Here is a 20,311-nt window from a genome sequence, read left to right on the forward strand (position 1 = left end):
CCTTAGTTCACCCAGACGCGAGCATTACGGAACATACGCATCCAAGGTGCGTCCTCGTTCCAGTCTTCCGAACGCCACGAGTTCTGCACCGCGCGGAACACTCGCTCCGGGTGCGGCATCATGATCGTCACGCGACCGTCACGGCTGGTAAGACCGGTGATCCCGCGCGGCGAGCCGTTCGGGTTGGCCGGGTAGGCTTCGGTGACCTTGCCGTGGTTGTCGACAAAACGCATCGCCACGCAACCGGACAGATCGGCTTCCAGCAGCGCTTCTTCGCTGGCGAACTCGGCATGTCCTTCACCGTGGGCGATGGCGATCGGCATGCGCGAACCGGCCATGCCCTGCAGGAAGATCGAGTTCGACTCCTGGATCTGCACCATCGCCACCCGCGCTTCGAACTGCTCGGAGCGGTTGCGCACGAAGTGCGGCCAGAACTCGCTGCCCGGGATCAGCTCGTGCAGGTTGGACATCATCTGGCAACCGTTGCACACGCCCAGCGTGAAGCTGTCGTTACGTTCGAAGAAGCCCTGGAACGCGTCGCGGGCGCGGCTGTTGAACAGCGCCGACTTGGCCCAGCCTTCACCGGCGCCGAGCACGTCGCCGTAGGAGAAACCGCCGCAGGCCACCAGGCCTTTGAACTCGTTGAGGTCGACACGACCGGCGAGGATGTCGCTCATGTGCACGTCGATGGCGCTGAAACCGGCGCGGTCGAATGCGGCGGCCATTTCCACCTGACCGTTGACGCCCTGCTCACGCAGCACGGCAACCTGTGGGCGAATGCCTTTCTTGATGTAAGGCGCAGCGATGTCCTGATTGACGTCGTAGCTGAGCTTGACGCTCAGGCCCGGGTTGTCTTCTTCCAGCAGCGCGTCGAATTCCTGCTCGGCGCAGTCGGCGTTGTCACGCAGACGCTGGATCTGGTAGCTGGTCTCGGCCCACTGACGCTGCAGCAGACGACGCTGGCCTTCGAACACGGTGTCACCGTTGAAGGTGATGTTGATCTGGCCATTGTTGATCGGTTGACCGATCACCGACACGCAGTCGCCCAGACCGGCAGCGCTGAACTGCGCGAGGATGTCCGGGGTGGCGTCCTGGCGAACCTGGATCACCGCGCCGAGTTCTTCGTTGAACAGGATCGCGGCGATTTCCGACGCGGATTCGGCAACACTGTCCAGGTTCAGGCTCAGACCGCAGTGGCCGGCGAAGGCCATTTCCACCACGGAGGTCAGCAGACCACCGTCGGAACGGTCATGGTAAGCCAGCAGGTGACCGTCGGCGTTGAGGCCCTGGATCACGGCGAAGAAGGCCTTCAGGTCTTCGGCATCATCGACGTCCGGCGCGTGTTTGCCGAGCTTGCCGTGTGTCTGAGCAAGGATCGAAGCACCCATACGGTTCTGACCGCGACCGAGGTCGATCAGGATCAGGTCGGTGGTGCCCTTGTCCATGCGCAGTTCCGGGGTCAGGGTCTGACGGATGTCAGCCACTGGCGCGAAACCGGTAACGATCAGCGACATCGGCGAGGTGACAGTCTTGTCTTCGCCGTTGTCGTTCCAGCGCGTGGCCATGGACATCGAGTCCTTGCCCACCGGAATGGTGATGCCCAGCTCCGGGCACAGCTCCATGCCGACCGCTTTGACGGTGTCATACAGACGCGCGTCTTCACCCGGGTGGCCGGCCGCCGACATCCAGTTCGCCGACAGCTTGATGTCGGAGAGCTTGTTGATGCGCGACGCGGCAATGTTGGTGATGGTTTCGCCGATGGCCATGCGGCCCGAGGCCGGGGCGTCCAGCAGAGCCAGCGGAGTACGCTCGCCCATTGCCATGGCTTCACCGGTGTAGACGTCGAAACTGGTGGCGGTGACGGCAACGTCGGCCACCGGTACCTGCCACGGGCCGACCATCTGGTCACGAGCGACGAGGCCGGTGATGGTGCGATCGCCGATGGTGATCAGGAAGCTCTTGCTCGCCACGGCCGGGTGATGCAGAACGCGTTCGATGGACTCGCTGATGTCGAGGTTCGACGGATCGAAGTCATCGCCCAGTTCGGCTTCGCGAACCACCGACCGGTGCATGCGCGGCGCCTTGCCGAGCAACACTTCCAGTGGCATGTCCACCGGGTTGTTGCCGAAGTGGCTGTCGGTCACGGTCAGTTGCGGTTCGGCGGTGGCTTCACCGACGACGGCAAACGGGCAGCGCTCGCGTTCGCAGATCGCCTGGAAGCGCTCGAAGTCTTCCGGGCCGACCGCCAAGACGTAACGTTCCTGGGATTCGTTGGACCAGATTTCGTGCGGGGCCATGCCCGGCTCGTCGTTGGGAATGTTGCGCAGTTCGAAACGGCCACCGCGGTCGCCATCGTTGACCAGTTCCGGGAAGGCGTTGGACAGACCGCCCGCGCCGACGTCGTGGATGAAGCTGAGGGGGTTCTTGTCACCCAGTTGCCAGCAGCGGTCGATGACTTCCTGGCAGCGGCGCTCCATTTCAGGGTTTTCACGCTGCACGGAAGCAAAATCCAGATCCGCCGAGCTGGTGCCGGTGGCCATCGACGAAGCCGCGCCGCCGCCCAGACCGATCAACATCGCCGGGCCGCCGAGCACGATCAGCTTGGAGCCGACGACGATCTCGCCTTTCTTGACGTGCTCATCACGGATGTTGCCCATGCCGCCAGCGAGCATGATCGGCTTGTGGTAACCGCGCACTTCGTCACCGTGCGGGGTGCTGATCGACTGTTCGAAGGTACGGAAGTAGCCAGTCAGGGCCGGACGACCGAATTCGTTGTTGAACGCGGCGCCGCCGAGCGGGCCTTCGATCATGATGTCCAGGGCGGTAACAATGCGCTCAGGCTTGCCGTACGGCACTTCCCACGGCTGTTCAAAGCCCGGGATCTGCAGGTTCGATACGGTGAAACCGGTCAGGCCGGCCTTCGGCTTGGCGCCACGACCGGTTGCACCTTCGTCACGGATCTCGCCACCGGAACCGGTGGATGCGCCCGGGAACGGGGCGATCGCGGTCGGGTGGTTGTGGGTTTCGACCTTCATCAGGATATGCACCGGCTCCTGCACCGCGCCGTACTGGCGGGTTTCAGGGTTCGGGAAGAAGCGGCCGGCAACATTGCCGACGATCACCGAAGCGTTGTCCTTGTAAGCCGACAACACGCCTTCGCTGTGCATCTGATAGGTGTTCTTGATCATGCCGAACAGGCTTTTTTCCTGGCTCTGGCCGTCAATGTCCCAACTGGCGTTGAAGATCTTGTGGCGGCAGTGCTCGGAGTTGGCCTGGGCGAACATCATCAGTTCGATGTCGTGCGGGTTGCGCTTCAGACCATTGAAGGCATTGACCAGGTAGTCGATCTCGTCTTCGGCCAGGGCCAGGCCCAGCTCGGTGTTGGCCTTTTCCAGCGCCGCGCGGCCGCCACCGAGAATGTCGATTGCGGTCAGCGGCTTCGGCTCGGCGTGGCTGAACAGACCGGCGGCCTGCTCGAGGTTGGCCAGCACGATCTGGGTCATGCGGTCATGCAGGGCGTCCGAAATCAGCCGGGCTTCGGCTTCGCTGAACTGGCCGGCGACGTAGAAGGCGATGCCGCGTTCCAGGCGCTGGATCTTGCTCAGGCCGCAGTTGCGGGCGATGTCGCTGGCCTTGCTCGACCACGGCGAGATGGTGCCGAAACGCGGCAACACCAGAAACAGACGACCGGTCGGCTCTTGAACCGGAACACTTGGGCCGTACTTCAGAAGGCGCGCTAGCACCTGCTGTTCGTCGCCGGTCAGGACGCCGGTGACTTCGGCGAAGTGAGCGAATTCAGCATACAGGCCACTGACAGCTGGAACCTTCTGGCTCAGTTGCTCAAGGAGTTTGCTGTGGCGAAAGGCAGAAAGGGCAGGAGCGCCGCGCAGGATCAACATCTTCGGGACAGCCTCGGGAAGGGGTGTGCTTTGAGGCCGTGCATTCTAGCCTAAACCGACCTCAACATCACCCGAAACGCTACGCACGGTTGCACTCGGGTGGCGATCTGTGTTTCTGCCTCCGGGGTCAGGTAAATCGGGCGTTCAGGGACGGCTTATTTTTACTGTAACAAAATGCCGGCAAGGCCCGTATTCAAGGGATTTCGCTCGGATTTGTGATCGCTAGCAGACTACTCCTACGCTGTCGAGATATGGCGCCCGTGGCCGTTTGCGTATACTGCGCAGATGTTTTTCCCAACGGCTTTGCGTCCGCGATACGCCAAATGGCTGATCGCAACCGGACTCTTCCTGATGCTCGGTGGTTGTGTTGATAAACCCAACACACTCGAGCGCGTAAAGGAGGACGGTGTGCTGCGCGTGGTTACCCGCAACAGCCCCGCCACCTACTTTCAGGATCGCAGCGGTGAAACCGGCTTCGAATACGAGCTGGTGAAGCGCTTTGCCGACGATTTGGGCGTCGAGCTGAAGATCGAAACCGCCGACAACCTCGACGACCTGTTCAATCAGGTCGGCAAGCCGAACGGCCCGGTGCTCGCGGCGGCCGGTCTGGTCAGCAGCGACGAGCGCAAGAAGCAGGTGCGGTTCTCCCACTCCTACCTTGAAGTTACCCCGCAGATCATCTACCGCAACGGCCAGTCGCGGCCCACCGATCCGGCGGATCTGGTCGGCAAGAAGATCACCGTGCTCAAGGGCAGCACCCACGCCGAGCAGCTGGCCGAGCTGAAACAGAAATATCCCGGTATCGAATACGAAGAATCCGACGCGGTTGAGGTGGTCGATCTGCTACGCATGGTCGATGAGGGCCAGATTGACCTGACCCTGGTCGACTCCAACGAAGTGGCGATGAATCAGGTGTACTTCACCAACATCCGCGTGGCCTTCGACCTTGGCGACGCGCGCAGTCAAAGCTGGGCGGTTGGTCCGGGCGAAGACAACAGCCTGCTCAACGAAATCAACGCCTACCTGGACAAGGTGCAGAAGAACGGCACCCTGCAGCGCCTGAAAGACCGCTACTACGGCCACGTCGATGTCCTTGGTTACATGGGCGCTACCACCTTCGCCCAGCACCTGCAGCAGCGCCTGCCGAAATACGAACAGCACTTCAAGAATTACGCAAAGAAAGAGAAAGTCGACTGGCGCCTGCTCGCCGCCATCGGTTATCAGGAATCGCTGTGGCAGCCGACGGTGACCTCGAAAACCGGCGTCCGCGGTCTGATGATGCTGACCCAGAACACCGCCCAGGCGATGGGCGTGTCCAACCGCCTCGACCCCAAGCAAAGCATCATGGGCGGCGCCAAGTACCTGGCTTACATGAAGGATCAGCTCGACGATTCGATCCAGGAGCCGGACCGCACCTGGTTCGCCCTGGCGGCGTACAACGTCGGCAGCGGCCATCTGGATGACGCGCGCAAACTGGCGGCGAAGGAAGGACTGAATCCGGACAAGTGGCTGGACGTGAAAAAGATCCTGCCGCGCCTGTCGCAGAAGCAGTGGTACAGCAAGACCCGTTACGGCTACGCCCGCGGCGGCGAACCGGTGCATTTCGTGGCGAACATCCGGCGCTACTACGACATCCTGACCTGGGTGACCCAGCCGCAGCTTGAGGGCGACCAGGTGGCCGAAGGCAACCTGCATGTGCCGGCGATCGACAAATCAAAGCCAACGCAAGAGCCCGCCCCGCTCTAACCCACACCACAAATCGAATTGTAGGAGTGAGCCTGCTCGCGATAGCGGTGTGTCAGTCAATTTGATGTTGGCTGACACACCGCTATCGCGAGCAGGCTCACTCCTACAGGGGGTTGCGGTGTGGCTTATTGCTTGGCGGCCGCGAGGATCAGCGCTTTCATTTCCGACACAGCCGACTTGAAGCCGACGAACAACGCATGCGCCACCAGCGCGTGGCCGATGTTCAGTTCGTTGATGCCCTTGATCGCCGCCACGGCCTCGACGTTGTGGTAATGCAGGCCATGCCCGGCATTGACGATCAGGCCCTGCGCCAGACCGAATGCCACGCCATCAGCGACACGCTTGAGCTCCTCGGCCACTTCGGTGGGGGTTTCGGCATCGGCGTAGCGACCGGTATGCAGCTCGATGGCCGGCGCACCAACGCGCCTGGACGCGGCGATCTGGCGCTCGTCAGCATCGATGAACAGCGACACTTCGCTGCCGATTTTCGACAAACGTTCGACCGCAGCCCTGATGCGCTCTTCCTGCCCCGCTACATCCAGGCCACCTTCGGTGGTCAATTCCTGACGGGTTTCCGGGACCAGACAGATGTGCGCCGGGCGAATGCGCTCGGCGAACGCCATCATTTCTTCGGTGACGCCCATTTCGAAATTCATGCGCGTTTGCAGCACATCCTTGAGCAGCAGCACGTCGCGCTCCTGGATGTGCCGGCGATCTTCGCGCAGGTGCACGGTGATGCCATCGGCGCCCGCCTCTTCTGCGTCCAGCGCCGCCTTGACCGGGTCCGGGTAGCGCGTGCCACGGGCCTGACGCAGGGTGGCGACGTGGTCGATGTTCACGCCGAGAAGAATGCGATTGCTGCTGGTCACGGATGCGCTCCTGAATTGAGAGATTCGGCGCACAGCATATCAGGGCTTGCGAAACAGCTCGCGACTGACAAGCGGACGCCCGCCCAAATGTACCGCGAGTGCCTGGCGCATCAGACGCTTGGCCGCTGACAGCGCACCGGGCGCCGACCAGTCGGCTTCGGCCATGGCCAGCAGTTCAGTGCCGTTGAACAGGCCCGGCTGCAGCAGATAAACCCGCTCGAGTCCGGCGTCCACTTGCAACCGGTAGAGACCGTCCGCAGCCACAGGCTCACCGTGAATGTCGGTGTTCATGGAGAAGCCGTAGCCGAGATCATCAAGCAATCGCCATTCGAAGGAGCGCAGCAACGGTTCCAGTGGTCGACCTTCGGCCAAGGCCAGCAGGGTCGCGGCATAGTGGTCGAATACTCCTGGGTGCGGATCTTCCGCGGGCAACAGGCGAATCAGCAATTCATTGAGGTAGAGACCGCTGAACAGCGCCTCGCCGTTGAGCCATGCGGAGGTGCCGGAGCTCTCCATACGCCCGACATTCTTCAGCTCACCCTTGCCACGGAATTCAACCTCCAGCGCCACGAACGGCCGCGCCAGTGTGCCGGCCTTGCCCCGCGCACTGCGCAACACCGCCCGCAGCCGCCCTTGCGGCGTGAGGAAATCCACCAGTGCACTGGTTTCGCGGTAGGCGCGCGAGTGCAGGACGTAGGCGGGTTGGGCGGGAGGCGGGGTTTGCGACATGAATGTTGTTTCCCGGGTGGGATTGCAAAAAAGATCGCAGCCTTCGGCAGCTCCTACAATGTCTTGTGTACACCTGTAGGAGCTGCCGAAGGCTGCGATCTTTTGATGTTCGAGTCGCTTACAGGTCGCCGTAACCCAGCGAACGCAGCGCGCGCTCGTCATCGGACCAGCCGCCCTTCACCTTGACCCACAGGTTGAGCATGATCTTGGAGTCGAACAGCAGCTCCATGTCCTTGCGCGCTTCGGTGCCGATGCGCTTGATGCGCTCGCCCTTGTCGCCAATGATGATTTTCTTCTGGCCGTCACGCTCGACGAGAATCAGCGCGTGGATGTGCAGGGTCTTGCCCTGCTGCTTGAACTCTTCGATTTCGACGGTGATCTGGTACGGCAGCTCGGCGCCCATCTGGCGCATGATTTTCTCGCGCACCAGTTCGGCAGCGAGGAAGCGGCTGCTGCGGTCGGTGATCTGGTCTTCCGGGAAGAAGTGATCGTTCTCCGGCAGGTGATCGGCGATGACCTTTTCCAGCGCATCGAGATTGTGCCCGTGCTGCGCGGAAATCGGGATGATCTGGGCGTTAGGCAATTGTTCCTGCAACCAGCTCAGGTGCGGCATCAGCTCGGCTTTGTCTTCGATGCGATCGGTCTTGTTCAGCGCGACGATCAGCGGACCGGTCACATACTGCACACGTTCGAGCACCATCTGGTCTTCGTCGGTCCACTTGGTGCGGTCAACGACGAAGATCACCACGTCGACGTCTTTCAACGCCGCCGAAGCGGTTTTGTTCATGTAGCGGTTCAGGGCCTTTTCGCCGCCCTTGTGCATGCCCGGGGTGTCGACGTAGATCGCTTGCACATCGCCCTCGGTCTTGATGCCGAGCATGTTGTGCCGCGTGGTCTGCGGCTTGCGCGAAGTGATCGCGAGCTTCTGCCCGAGGATGTGGTTGAGCAGCGTCGACTTGCCGACGTTGGGACGGCCGACGATGGCAACATAGCCACAGCGAGTTGCGTTTGTATCAGTCATTGCCATTCTCCACGCCCAGGGCAATCAGTGCTGCAGCGGCCGCTACCTGTTCGGCAATGCGACGGCTCACACCCTGACCTCGGCTTTTCTCATTCAGTAAGACCACTTCGCACTCGACGAAGAAGGTTCGGCAGTGCGGTTCGCCCTGGATATCCACCACTTCGTAGCGGGGCAGTTCGCAACTGCGCGATTGCAGGTGTTCCTGCAAGCGGGTTTTCGGATCCTTGTTGGTGTCGACCAGCGTCAAGCCTTCGAACTCACCGGCCAGCCAGGCCAGTACGCGCTCACGGGCGACGTCCATGCCGGCGTCGAGGTAGATCGCACCGATCAGGGCTTCGAGGGCATCGGCGAGAATCGATTCACGACGGAACCCACCGCTCTTCAGTTCACCCGAACCCAGGCGCAGATAATCACCGAGGTCGAAACCGCGAGCCAGTACGGCCAGCGTCTCACCTTTCACCAGGCGTGCGCGCAAACGCGACAACTGGCCTTCGCGGGCCAGCGGAAAGCGATCGAACAGCGCCTCGCCAGCGACGAAGTTGAGGATGGCATCGCCGAGGAATTCCAGACGCTCGTTGTTGCGCCCGGCAAAACTGCGGTGCGTGAGGGCCAGAAGCATCAGTTCCTGGTCCTTGAAGGTGTAACCGAGCTGGCGCTCGAGACGGCTTAGAGAAACGCTCACGGTTTACCCACGCTGAGTTCGTGGCTGGTTTCCACGGCCATCGCCGGGGTACGGCGCAGGCCTGGGACAATTAACGCTGTGTTCAAAAAATAGATCCTGGCGATTGCGAAGCCGATTGTACCGGCTCCAGAAATGCATTCGGCGCTGTGGTCAACAGCGCCGTGTGTAGTTACTTGATCAGACCGACCCGCGAGAAATTCGGCAGGTGGCTGAGTTTCGGCTCCGGCCAGCTCATCCAGACCGCGAAGGCCTTGCCGACGATATTGCGGTCGGGGACCATGCCCAGCAGATCCTTGGGAATGTTCGGATCATCCCAATAGCGACTGTCGTTCGAATTGTCGCGGTTGTCACCCATCATGAAGTAGTGCCCGGCAGGCACCGTCCACGACCGATCCGGAGTGGCGCGGTAGCGGCTCATTTCCTTGCGGATCAGGTGCTCGGCTGCACCGAGTTTTTCCTGGTAGAGCTCCGCGCTGCCCAGCGATCCCGCTTCGGCGCCGACCATCTTCTCGGCAATCGATTCGCCGTTGACGAACAGACGCTTGTCGGCGGTGTAACGCACCGTGTCACCCGGAAGGCCGACCACACGCTTGATGTAGTTGACGTTCGGGTCGCTCGGGTAGCGGAACACCATGACATCGCCGCGCTGCGGATCACCGACTTCGATGATCTTCTTGTCGATCACCGGCAAACGGATCCCGTAGGAAAACTTGTTCACCAGAATGAAGTCGCCGACGTCCAGGGTCGGTTTCATCGAGCCGGACGGAATCTGGAACGGCTCCACCAGGAACGAACGCAGCACCAGCACAATGAACAGCACCGGAAAGAACGACTTGCCGTATTCGACCAGCAGCGGCTCTTTGTTCAGCTTCTCGACCACCACAGCCTCGGGCTGGCTGACACTGCCTTGATAAGAGGCAATGGCAGCCCGCCGACGCGGTGCCAGGAACAGCAGATCAATCAACGCCAACAAGCCGCAGACGAACACGGCGATGACCAGCAACAGCGGGAAATTTAGCGACATAGGACCTGATTATTCCAACCTGAGCACGGCGAGGAAGGCTTCCTGTGGAATTTCCACGTTGCCGACCTGTTTCATGCGTTTCTTACCGGCCTTCTGCTTCTCGAGCAGTTTCTTCTTACGACTGACGTCACCGCCGTAGCATTTGGCCAATACGTTCTTTCTGAGTGCCTTGACGGTTGTCCGGGCCACGATCTGACCACCGATGGCGGCCTGAATCGCCACGTCGAACATCTGACGAGGAATCAGTTCTTTCATCTTCTCGGTCAACTGGCGACCTTTGAAGTGCGAATTGTCACGGTGCACGATCAATGCCAGGGCATCGACCTTGTCGCCGTTGATCAGCACGTCCAGTTTCACCAGATTAGCCGATTGGTAACGATCGAAATGGTAGTCCAGCGAAGCATAGCCGCGGCTGGTGGATTTGAGACGGTCGAAGAAGTCCAGGACCACTTCGTTCATCGGCAGGTCGTAGGTGACTTGCACCTGATTGCCGAGGAACAGCATGTCGACCTGAACGCCGCGTTTCTCGATGCACAGGGTGATGACGTTGCCCAGGTGCTCCTGCGGTACGAGGATATTGGCGCGCACGATTGGCTCGCGCATGTCCTCGATCGCCGACACGTCCGGAAGCTTCGACGGGTTGTCGACGTAAATCGTTTCACCGGTTTTCAGCACCAGCTCGAAAATTACCGTCGGCGCGGTGGTGATCAGGTCCAGGTCGTACTCGCGCTCGAGGCGCTCCTGGATGATTTCCATGTGCAGCATGCCGAGGAAGCCGCAACGGAAGCCGAAGCCCAGGGCGTCGGAGCTTTCCGGGGTGTACTGCAGCGACGAGTCGTTCAGGGTCAGCTTCTGCAGTGCTTCGCGGAAATCCTCGAAGTCATCGGAGCTGACCGGGAACAGACCGGCGTAAACCTGCGGCTGGATGCGTTTGAAGCCCGGCAGCACCGGCACATCAGGAGTGGAACTGAGCGTCAGGGTGTCGCCGACCGGCGCACCGTGGATGTCCTTGATGCTGGCGATGATGAAGCCCACTTCGCCGGCCTTGAGGTCAACGGTAGCGGTGTGTTTCGGGTTGAACACGCCAACGCTGTCGACCAGGTGCACCTTGCCGGTGGACTTGACCAGAATCTTGTCGCCCTTCTTCACCCGGCCATGGCGCACACGTACCAGGGAGACAACGCCCAGGTAGTTGTCGAACCAGGAGTCGATGATCAACGCTTGCAGCGGATCTTCGATGTTGCCGGTCGGCGCGGGAATGGTGTGGACCAGACGCTCGAGCACTTCGTCGACACCCAGGCCGGTCTTGGCGCTGCAGGTGACGGCGTCGGTGGCGTCGATGCCGATGATCTTCTCGATCTCGTCCTTGACGCGATCCGGCTCGGCCTGGGGCAGGTCGATCTTGTTCAGCACCGGCATGACCTCGAGGCCCTGCTCGATGGCGGTATAGCAGTTGGCCACGGACTGGGCTTCCACGCCCTGCCCCGCATCGACCACCAGCAAGGCGCCTTCGCACGCGGCCAGGGAACGGCTGACTTCGTAGGTGAAGTCGACGTGGCCCGGGGTGTCGATGAAGTTCAGCTGGTAGGTGATGCCATCTTTGGCTTTGTAATAGAGGGTAACGCTGTGGGCCTTGATGGTGATCCCGCGTTCACGCTCAAGATCCATGGAATCCAGTACCTGGGCTTCCATTTCACGCTCGGCCAGGCCGCCGCACATCTGGATGAAACGGTCAGCCAGCGTCGACTTGCCATGGTCAATGTGGGCGATGATGGAGAAATTGCGGATATGACTCAAATCACTCACGGATCAACACTCAAAAAGGCTGCAGGCTTGGCCCGCCGAAAAATAGCCGGGAATTGTACCTGATACACGGCGCAAGCGTCACGTTCGCCTGTCACCCGGATCGCATGCAAAAACGCCCCGGTCTGGCGACCGAGGCGTTTTCAGGGTTCAGGCGCTGAATGAAAGCTTGTTCATCAGCCCGCTCGCCTGAGCAGCCAGACACCCGCCAGCGCACACACGCCGGCCGGCACCAGCACCGCAAACAGCGGCGAGAAACCGAATACCAGACTGGATGGGCCCAGCAGATCCTGGACGATACGGAAGGTGAATCCCACCAACACGCCGGTGAAGACCCGCTGACCGAGGGTCACCGAACGCAGCGGGCCGAAGATGAACGAGATCGCCATCAGCACCAGCGCCGCAGTCACCAGCGGCTGCAACACCTTGACCCAAAATGCCAGCCAGTAACGGCCATTGCTCAGGCCCTGCTCGGCCAGATAGTGGATGTAGCCCCACAGACCGCTGATCGACAGCGATTCAGGGGCCATGACCACGGTACTGAGCAGTTGCGGGCTCAACGCGACGTCCCATTGCTCGCTCGGGGTATTGACGACTTCAGTACTGCGCTCATGGAACAGCGTGGTGGCAACGTCGGTGAGCTGCCACTTGTTGCCGTCGAACTCGGCCTTTTTGGCGAAGCTGGAGCTGAGCAGATGGCGCTCCTTGTCGAAGTGATAGCGCGTCACGCCGTACAACAGACCGTTCGGTTGCACCGCGTTGATGTGGATGAATTCTTCACCCTGACGGTGCCACATACCGTGTTTGGCGCTTTGCGCATCGCCGCTGCCCTGGGCCAGCGAGCGATTGGCCTGGGCCATGCTCTCGGTGGCCGGGGCGACATATTCGCCGATCAGTACACCGGCGAGCATCAGCACCAGCATCGGCTTCATGACGGCCCAGACGATACGGCCGATCGACACGCCGGCGGCGCGCATGACGGTCAGCTCACTGCTGCTGGCCAGACTGCCGAGACCGATCAGGCAGCCGATCAGTGCAGCCATCGGCAACATTTCGTAGAGCCGGCGCGGCGCGGTCAACACCACGAAACCGAGCACATCGACCAAGGTGTAGGTGTCGCTGACGTCGCCCATTTCATCGATGAAAGCAAACAGCGTCGCCAGGCCGAGGATGATCGCCAGCACGGCGATGATCGCCATGAATACGCTGCTGCCGATGTAGCGGTCGAGTTTAACCACGGGCCACCTCCAGCGCGGCGCTGCGACGGCTGGCCAGCTTCAGGCGCATCGGCTCCCAATAGAGCAGGCCGAGGCCGATGACCAGGAAGATCGCGTGCACCCACCACAAGCCAAGGGCCGGCGGGATCTTGCCTTTTTCAAGGGCGCCGCGGGCGGCAATCAGGATGGTCAGGTAAGCCATATAAAGAAGAATCGCCGGCAGCAGCTTGAGGAAACGCCCCTGACGCGGATTCACCCGCGACAGCGGCACCGCCATCAGGGTCACGATGAACACCAGCAACGGCAGGGACATGCGCCATTGCAGTTCGGTTTTCGAACGGATGTCGTCACTGCCCCACAGGGACGAGGTCGGCATCGCGTCACGATCGGTGACTTCTTCGCTGACATCCGGCTTGGGCAGTAGCACGCCGTAGGTTTCGTAATGGATGGCACGATAGTCGGCCTGACCCGGACTGCCGTCATAGCGATAACCGTTGTCGAGAATCAGGTAGCGATTGCCGTCGGGGCGAATTTCCTGACGGCCCGATTCGGCAACCAACACGGAAATCCCGCGATCCTTCTGGTCGGCGCCAAGGTTTTTCTGCGAGATGAACACGCTGCCGAGATTGACTCGATCGTCGCTCAGGGTTTCGGTATAGGTCACTCGAGTACCGTCACGCAACGCCTGGAAGCGGCCCGGTTCGAGCGTATCGAACTCGGTCAACGCGTCCTGCTTGTTCAGCAACAGCTGAAACTGATTGGCGCCCTGCGGAGCCAGGCCAAGGCTCAGCCACGCCACCACCAGTGCCACCAGCGTCGCCGGAAACAGGGTCATGCGAAACAGTTTCTGCTGGCTCATGCCGGTGGCCGAGAGCACGGTCATTTCGCTTTCGAGGTACAGGCGACCGTAGGCCAGCAGGATCCCGAGGAACAGACCCAGCGGCAGAATCAGTTGCAGGAAACCCGGCAGACGAAAGCCCATGATCAGGAACAGCGAGCCCGGATCGAGCTGACCGGCCGCAGCCTGCGCCAGGTATTTGATGAAGCGACCGCTCATGATGATGACCAGCAGCACGGCACTTACGGCGCTGAGGGTCAACAGGACTTCGCGGGACAGATAACGGAAGACGATCAAACCAGACACTCCAGGGTTGTCAGGCTAAGGCGGCCAAACAAGCAAACACATCGACCGCCCGCCATGCAGAGCGGTCGAAAAAAGATGCGGCATTATCCTGTGATTGGGTGCGCCTGTCACTGCGCACACTCATCCATCTCTGTAATCCTTTGCCGATCGTACAACCTGGGGGGCGTTCTCAATTAGTTTTCACACCGCGCCGGGTCTGCTGTTGTGCAGGACAAGGCGCGAGAAGCGTGGTTTGGTCATTCCAGATAAGCTTCGAGCAACGCAGCCCTGCACAACAGCAGGCCCCGCCCTTCGGGTTGTGCCTTAAAGCCGGCCAGTCTGCGTTGCAGGCCTTGGAAAGGGAACAACCATTCCCAGCGGCCTGCGCCTTGCCTGGCTGGCTTTAAGGCGACAACGCGGTGTGAAAACTAATTGAGAACGCCCCCTAGGGTTGTCAGGCGCGGGGAGCGAGGTTCAAACTGCGGCCCTTGTCGCGGGCTTTGGCCTGCGCCTCTTCTATTTATAAGCAGGCGACTGCGGACAGCGTCGAACGCCTGCATGTTGACCATTCATTAGGGATCCGGACATGGAACTGGTTGTAAAAAGCGTTAGCCCAGAAACGTTGAAAACCGCCACCCTGGTGGTTGCCGTCGGCGAAGGCCGCAAACTCGGTGTCGCCGCCAGACTGGTCGACGAGTCGAGCGGTGGTGCGATCAGCACCGTGCTCAAGCGTGGCGACCTGGCCGGCAAGGTCGGGCAAAGCCTGTTGCTGCACAGCCTGCCGAACCTGAAAGCCGAGCGCGTGTTGCTGGTCGGCGTGGGCAAGGACGAAGAACTGGGCGACCGTCCGTTCCGCAAAATCGTCGCCGGCATCCTCAACACCCTCAAAGGCCTGGGCGGCGGCGATGCCGTGCTGGCGCTGGATGAAGTCATCGTCAAAGGCCGCGACAGCTACGGCAAGACCCGTCTGCTGGCGGAAACCCTGGTCGACGGCGGCTACACCTTCGACCAGTTCAAGAGCCAGAAAGCCGAACCGCGCGCCCTGAAGAAAATCACCCTGCTGACCATCAAGGCTGCACAGGCCGAAGTACAGCGCGCCGTGAACCACGCCACCGCAATCGCCAACGGCATGGCCTTCACCCGCGATCTGGGCAACCTGCCGCCGAACATCTGCCACCCGACGTTCATGGGCGAACAGGCGAAAAACCTCGGCAAAGAGTTCAAGGATCTGAAAGTCGAAGTACTCGACGAGAAGAAGATCAAATCCCTCGGCATGGGTTCGTTCTATGCCGTTGGCCAGGGCAGCGCCCAGCCGCCGCGCCTGATCGTCATGCAATACAACGGTGGCAAGAAATCCGAGAAGCCGTACGCGCTGGTCGGCAAGGGCATCACCTTCGACACCGGCGGCATCAGCCTGAAGCCGGGCGCCGGCATGGACGAGATGAAGTACGACATGGGCGGCGCTGCCTCTGTGTTCGGTACGCTGCGTGCGGTGCTTGAGCTGAAACTGCCGATCAATCTGGTGTGCATCCTCGCCTGCGCCGAAAACATGCCGAGCGGCAACGCGTCGCGTCCGGGCGACATCGTTACCACCATGAGCGGCCAGACTGTGGAAATCCTCAACACCGACGCCGAAGGCCGTCTGGTGCTGTGCGATGCGCTGACCTACGCCGAGCGCTTCAAGCCACAGGCGGTGATCGACATCGCCACTTTGACCGGTGCTTGCGTGGTAGCCCTGGGCGCCCATACTTCCGGCCTGCTGGGCAACAACGACGAACTGATCGACCAATTGCTCAGCGCCGGCAAGGCCGCCGACGACCGCGCCTGGCAACTGCCGCTGTTCGATGAGTATCAGGAGCAACTGGACAGCCCGTTCGCCGACATCGCCAACATTGGCGGGCCGAAGGCCGGCACCATCACCGCCGCCTGCTTCCTGTCGCGCTTCACCAAGAACCTCAACTGGGCGCACCTGGACATCGCCGGCACCGCATGGACCAGCGGCGGCAAGGACAAGGGCGCCACTGGCCGTCCGGTTCCACTGCTGCCCCAGTACCTGCTGGATCGCGCCAAAGCCTGAACCTGCTGAGGGGCGGCGTCGCTTCATGGCGACGCCGCTCGCTGCTCTGGAACCGCAATGACCAAAGTCGACTTCTACATCCTGCCGAGCGCCGATCCTTCGGCGCGCCTGGATTTTGCCTGCAAGCTCACCGAGAAAGCCTGGCGCATGGGCCATCGCATCTACCTGCATTGCAGCGATGCGAGCCAGCGGGACGATCTCGATGCGCGCCTGTGGGCTTTCAAGGGCGAAAGCTTCGTGCCCCACGGCCCTGCCGACAGTGAACCGGACGGCTTGATCGTGCTGGGATTCGGGGAAGACTGCGGTGAGCATCAGGATCTTCTGGTCAACCTCGACCTGAAAGTCCCGGCCTTCGCCAGCAAGTTCGCCCGCGTGGCGGAGGTGGTGGTGGAAGACCCGACCATCCGAGCGGCGGCGCGGGAGAGTTTTCGCTTCTATCGCGAACAGGGCTATTCTCTGCAAGACCACCGTTTACAGCGACTCTGAGCATTCCAATGGACACTCCGAAACCGCAACAGAAATCCGCACACCTGCTGGACGATCTTGAATCGATCCGCCAGTTGCTCGGCGATGACAACCTGCAACCGCCGCTCTTGACCGACACGGTCGATGACAGCGAACAGGAACAGATTCCAATGCTGTTCGATTCCGTCGGCAACGAGCCGGCGGCCGTCGCGCCACCCCCGGCACCAGCCCCGGCTGCCAAGGCTGCGGCACCGGTCGACAAAGGCCCGGACGCCCTTCTCCATCTGGACAGCGAACTGCGCGCGGCCGCGCAACTGATCATGCAAGACGTGATCGACGACTTCGCTCCGCACATCGAAACCGAAATCAAACGCCGCCTCGAGGCGCGGATGGAGCGGCTGCTCAGCCAGTACGAATAACCCCGCCTTCGGTATTTTTTGTGGCGAGGGAGCTTGCTCCCGCTGGGGTGCGAAGCGCCCCCAAAACCATTCAACAGTGTTTTTGCCGCGAAGCCTGCGTGACAGTGTTTACAACTGCTGCGCAGCCGAGCGGGAGCAAGCTCCCTCGCCACAGAGTTCGCGATCACATTTAGATCTCCATCCGGCCCACCCCGCTCGCCCTCGGCACCATGCCCCGCTATACTTCCCGGCTTTTCCTGAATAAATGCCAATAGGGTCCCGCCGCGCATGGATAAGACCTACCAGCCGCACGCCATTGAAACTTCCTGGTACAAGACCTGGGAGTCCGAGAACTACTTCGCCCCGCAAGGCGCGGGCGAGTCCTACACCATCATGATCCCGCCGCCGAACGTCACCGGCAGCCTGCACATGGGTCACGGCTTCAACAACGCGATCATGGACGCCCTGATCCGTTTCCGCCGCATGCAAGGTCGCGACACCCTGTGGCAACCGGGCACCGACCACGCCGGTATCGCTACGCAGATGCTGGTGGAGCGCCAACTCGAAGCCCAGGGGCAGAATCGTCACGATCTGGGTCGCGAGAAATTCCTCGAGAAAGTCTGGGAGTGGAAAGATCAGTCCGGCGGCAATATCAGCCGGCAGATCCGTCGCCTCGGCTCGTCCGTCGACTGGAGCCGCGAGCGCTTCACCATGGACGACGGCCTCTCGGAAGCGGTGAAAGAAGCATTCGTGCGTCTGCATGAAGACGGCCTGATCTACCGCGGCAAGCGTCTGGTCAACTGGGACACCAAACTGCACACGGCGATTTCCGACCTCGAAGTGGAGAACCACGAAGAGAAAGGTTTCCTGTGGAACCTGAAATACCCGCTGGCCGACGGCGTCAAGACCGCCGAGGGCAATGACTTCCTGATCGTTGCCACCACCCGCCCGGAAACCATGCTCGGCGACTCCGCCGTCGCGGTTAACCCGAACGATGAGCGCTACAAAGCCCTGATCGGCAAATTCGTCGAGCTGCCATTGGTTGGCCGTCGTATCCCGATCATCGCCGACGATTACTGCGACCCGGAATTCGGCACCGGCTGCGTGAAAATCACTCCGGCGCACGATTTCAATGACTACGAAGTCGGCAAGCGCCACAACCTGCCGCTGCTGAACATCTTCGACAAGAACGCCAACGTGCTGCCGGCAGCCCAGGTGTTCAACCTCGACGGTACGCTGAACGAAAGCATCGACGGCAAGATTCCGGCCGAGTTCGCTGGCCTGGAGCGTTTCGAAGCGCGCAAGCAGATCGTCGCCGCGTTCGACGCCGCCGGCCTGCTGGTGAGCGTCAATGATCACAACCTGAAAACGCCGAAAGGCGACCGCTCCGGCACGGTCATCGAGCCGTGGCTGACTGACCAGTGGTACGTATCGACCAAGCCTTTGGCCGAGCCGGCGATTGCTGCGGTTGAAGACGGGCGCATCCAGTTCGTGCCCAAGCAGTACGAAAACATGTACTTCTCTTGGATGCGTGACATCCAGGACTGGTGCATCAGCCGTCAGCTGTGGTGGGGCCACCGGATTCCGGCCTGGTACGACGAGGCCGGCAAGGTCTACGTCGGCCGCGACGAAGCCGAAGTGCGTGCCAAGCACAACCTCGGCCCGGACGTTGCGCTGCAACAGGACAACGACGTACTCGATACCTGGTTCAGTTCCGGCCTGTGGACATTCTCGACCCTGGGCTGGCCTGAGCAGACCGAGTTCCTGAAGAAATTCCACTCCACCGACGTGCTGGTGACCGGTTTCGACATCATCTTCTTCTGGGTTGCCCGGATGATCATGATGACCATGCACCTGATGAAGAACGAAGACGGCACGCCGCAGGTTCCGTTCAAGACTGTGTACGTACACGGCCTGGTGCGCGACGGCCAGGGCCAGAAGATGTCCAAGTCCAAGGGCAACGTTCTTGACCCGCTGGACATCATCGATGGCATCGACCTCGAGTCGCTGGTGCAGAAGCGCACCTCGGGCCTGATGCAGCCGAAACTGGCGAAGAAGATCGAAAAGCAGACACGCGAAGAGTTCGCCAACGGCATCGAAAGCTACGGCACCGACGCCCTGCGCTTCACGTTCTGCTCGCTGGCCTCGACTGGTCGCGACATCAAGTTCGACATGGGCCGCGTCGAAGGCTATCGCAACTTCTGCAACAAGATCTGGAACGCCGCGCGCTACGTTCTGGACAAGGGCGAAGACTGCGGCCAGAACGGCGAAGCCTACGAGCTGTCGCTGGCCGATCGCTGGATCATCTCGCAACTGCAACGCACCGAAGCCGAAGTGACCCGTCAGCTGGATCAGTTCCGTTTCGACCTCGCCGCGCAAGCGCTGTACGAGTTCATCTGGAACCAGTACTGCGACTGGTACCTGGAGCTTTCCAAGCCCGTGCTGTGGGACGAGAACGCGCCGGTCGAACGTCAGCGCGGCACGCGCCGTACGCTGGTGCGCGTGCTGGAAGTGGCGTTGCGTCTGGCACATCCGTTCATGCCGTTCATCACTGAAGAAATCTGGCAGCGCATCGCGCCGCTGGCCGGCATTCAGGGCAAGACCATCATGCTGCAACCTTGGCCGGTGGCCAATGAAGAGCGCATCGATCCGGCGGCCGAAGACGATATCGAATGGCTGAAAGGCCTGATGCTCGGCACGCGCAACATTCGTGGCGAAATGAACATCGGCCCGGGCAAGCCACTGCCGATCTACCTGAAGAACGTCAGCGCTGAAGACCAGCGCCGTCTGACCGAGAACGAAGCGCTGCTGAAGAAGCTGGCGCGTCTGGAATCGATCACCGTTCTGAAGGCTGGCGAAGAAGCACCGCTGTCCGCCACCGCACTGGTCGGCGAGATGGAAGTGCTGGTGCCGATGGCCGGTCTGATCGACAAAGGCGCCGAACTGGCACGCCTGGACAAGGAAATCCTGCGTCTGCAGGGCGAAGTCCAGCGGGTTGGCGGCAAACTGTCCAACGCCGGTTTCGTTGACAAGGCCCCGGCCGAAGTCATCGAGAAGGAACGCGCCAAACTGGCCGAGGCTGAACAGGCCTTGGGCAAACTGGCCGAGCAGCACGCGCGGATTGCCAGCCTGTAACGGCAGATCGCAATGAAAAAGGGAGGCCCAGGTGGCCTCCCTTTTTGTTTCCCACATTTCCCTGTAGGAGCTGCCGAAGGCTGCGATCTTTTGATTTGCTTCTAAAAATCAACATCAAAAGAT

Annotated in this window: 14 protein-coding genes; 5 read left to right on the forward strand and 9 right to left on the reverse strand. The window is 61.1% G+C overall.

Annotated elements, in window-relative coordinates; genetic code table 11:
- Positions 1-2: 2 nt before the first annotated feature.
- Positions 3-3,899 (reverse strand): phosphoribosylformylglycinamidine synthase, encoded by a 3,897-nt coding sequence (gene purL, locus AEQ63_RS19005; protein WP_064364393.1) that lies wholly within the window; start codon positions 3,897-3,899, stop codon positions 3-5.
- 285 nt (positions 3,900-4,184) lie between these two features.
- On the opposite strand from purL, the gene mltF reads away from it, so the two are divergent.
- A complete protein-coding gene (gene mltF / locus AEQ63_RS19010) occupies positions 4,185-5,645 on the forward strand; it encodes a membrane-bound lytic murein transglycosylase MltF (RefSeq protein WP_082367907.1) in 1,461 nt (486 codons plus the stop codon).
- A gap of 125 nt (positions 5,646-5,770) precedes the next feature.
- Here mltF and pdxJ read toward each other — a convergent pair whose 3' ends face one another.
- The 8 genes from pdxJ to lptF form a co-directional block, all read right to left on the reverse strand.
- On the reverse strand, positions 5,771-6,514 hold the full coding sequence (gene pdxJ, locus AEQ63_RS19015; protein WP_064364394.1) for a pyridoxine 5'-phosphate synthase: 744 nt from the start codon (positions 6,512-6,514) through the stop codon (positions 5,771-5,773).
- A gap of 39 nt (positions 6,515-6,553) precedes the next feature.
- On the reverse strand, positions 6,554-7,243 hold the full coding sequence (gene recO, locus AEQ63_RS19020) for a DNA repair protein RecO (RefSeq protein ID WP_064364395.1): 690 nt from the start codon (positions 7,241-7,243) through the stop codon (positions 6,554-6,556).
- A 118-nt stretch (positions 7,244-7,361) separates the two neighbouring features.
- Positions 7,362-8,264, reverse strand: a complete 903-nt coding sequence (era, locus tag AEQ63_RS19025) for a GTPase Era (RefSeq protein WP_007909024.1) — start codon at positions 8,262-8,264, stop codon at positions 7,362-7,364.
- Positions 8,257-8,946 (reverse strand): ribonuclease III, encoded by a 690-nt coding sequence (rnc, locus tag AEQ63_RS19030; RefSeq protein ID WP_042607736.1) that lies wholly within the window; start codon positions 8,944-8,946, stop codon positions 8,257-8,259. Before rnc ends, era begins: the two co-directional genes overlap by 8 nt.
- A 169-nt stretch (positions 8,947-9,115) precedes the next feature.
- Positions 9,116-9,970, reverse strand: coding sequence for a signal peptidase I (gene lepB / locus AEQ63_RS19035; RefSeq protein WP_064364396.1), 855 nt, complete (start codon positions 9,968-9,970; stop codon positions 9,116-9,118).
- A gap of 9 nt (positions 9,971-9,979) precedes the next feature.
- Positions 9,980-11,776 carry a translation elongation factor 4 gene (lepA, locus tag AEQ63_RS19040; RefSeq protein ID WP_016771564.1) on the reverse strand — a complete coding sequence of 599 codons (1,797 nt, stop codon included), beginning with the start codon at positions 11,774-11,776 and terminating at the stop codon, positions 9,980-9,982.
- A 173-nt stretch (positions 11,777-11,949) separates the two neighbouring features.
- Positions 11,950-13,011, reverse strand: a complete 1,062-nt coding sequence (gene lptG / locus AEQ63_RS19045) for an LPS export ABC transporter permease LptG (RefSeq protein ID WP_042607734.1) — start codon at positions 13,009-13,011, stop codon at positions 11,950-11,952.
- Positions 13,004-14,125 carry an LPS export ABC transporter permease LptF gene (gene lptF / locus AEQ63_RS19050; protein ID WP_042607733.1) on the reverse strand — a complete coding sequence of 374 codons (1,122 nt, stop codon included), beginning with the start codon at positions 14,123-14,125 and terminating at the stop codon, positions 13,004-13,006. The genes lptG and lptF overlap by 8 nt, the downstream gene beginning before the upstream one ends.
- Before the next feature lie 574 nt (positions 14,126-14,699).
- On the opposite strand from lptF, the gene AEQ63_RS19055 reads away from it, so the two are divergent.
- The 4 genes from AEQ63_RS19055 (at position 14,700) to AEQ63_RS19070 (ending at position 20,188) form a co-directional block, all read left to right on the forward strand.
- Entirely contained in the window at positions 14,700-16,190 is a 1,491-nt protein-coding gene (locus tag AEQ63_RS19055) for a leucyl aminopeptidase (protein ID WP_064364397.1), read from the forward strand.
- A 57-nt stretch (positions 16,191-16,247) separates the two neighbouring features.
- Entirely contained in the window at positions 16,248-16,676 is a 429-nt protein-coding gene (locus AEQ63_RS19060) for a DNA polymerase III subunit chi (RefSeq protein WP_064364398.1), read from the forward strand.
- Between the two features lie 8 nt (positions 16,677-16,684).
- On the forward strand, positions 16,685-17,074 hold the full coding sequence (locus AEQ63_RS19065; RefSeq protein WP_064364399.1) for a hypothetical protein: 390 nt from the start codon (positions 16,685-16,687) through the stop codon (positions 17,072-17,074).
- 267 nt (positions 17,075-17,341) lie between these two features.
- Positions 17,342-20,188, forward strand: coding sequence for a valine--tRNA ligase (locus AEQ63_RS19070; RefSeq protein ID WP_064364400.1), 2,847 nt, complete (start codon positions 17,342-17,344; stop codon positions 20,186-20,188).
- The last annotated feature ends 123 nt before the right edge of the window (positions 20,189-20,311 follow it).

This window comes from Pseudomonas sp. RIT-PI-o (assembly GCF_001297215.1).
GTDB classification, from domain to species: domain Bacteria; phylum Pseudomonadota; class Gammaproteobacteria; order Pseudomonadales; family Pseudomonadaceae; genus Aquipseudomonas; species Aquipseudomonas moraviensis_A.

Excerpts from the sequence above, each read along its gene's own strand:
- recO (WP_064364395.1), bottom strand. The coding sequence starts at position 7,243 with ATGTCGCAAACCCCGCCTCCCGCCCAACCCGCCTACGTCCTGCACTCG.
- AEQ63_RS19060 (WP_064364398.1), top strand. The coding sequence starts at position 16,248 with ATGACCAAAGTCGACTTCTACATCCTGCCGAGCGCCGATCCTTCGGCG.
- lepB (WP_064364396.1), bottom strand. The coding sequence starts at position 9,970 with ATGTCGCTAAATTTCCCGCTGTTGCTGGTCATCGCCGTGTTCGTCTGC.
- AEQ63_RS19055 (WP_064364397.1), top strand. The coding sequence starts at position 14,700 with ATGGAACTGGTTGTAAAAAGCGTTAGCCCAGAAACGTTGAAAACCGCC.
- AEQ63_RS19070 (WP_064364400.1), top strand. The coding sequence starts at position 17,342 with ATGGATAAGACCTACCAGCCGCACGCCATTGAAACTTCCTGGTACAAG.
- mltF (WP_082367907.1), top strand. The coding sequence starts at position 4,185 with ATGTTTTTCCCAACGGCTTTGCGTCCGCGATACGCCAAATGGCTGATC.
- AEQ63_RS19065 (WP_064364399.1), top strand. The coding sequence starts at position 16,685 with ATGGACACTCCGAAACCGCAACAGAAATCCGCACACCTGCTGGACGAT.
- era (WP_007909024.1), bottom strand. The coding sequence starts at position 8,264 with ATGACTGATACAAACGCAACTCGCTGTGGCTATGTTGCCATCGTCGGC.
- purL (WP_064364393.1), bottom strand. The coding sequence starts at position 3,899 with ATGTTGATCCTGCGCGGCGCTCCTGCCCTTTCTGCCTTTCGCCACAGC.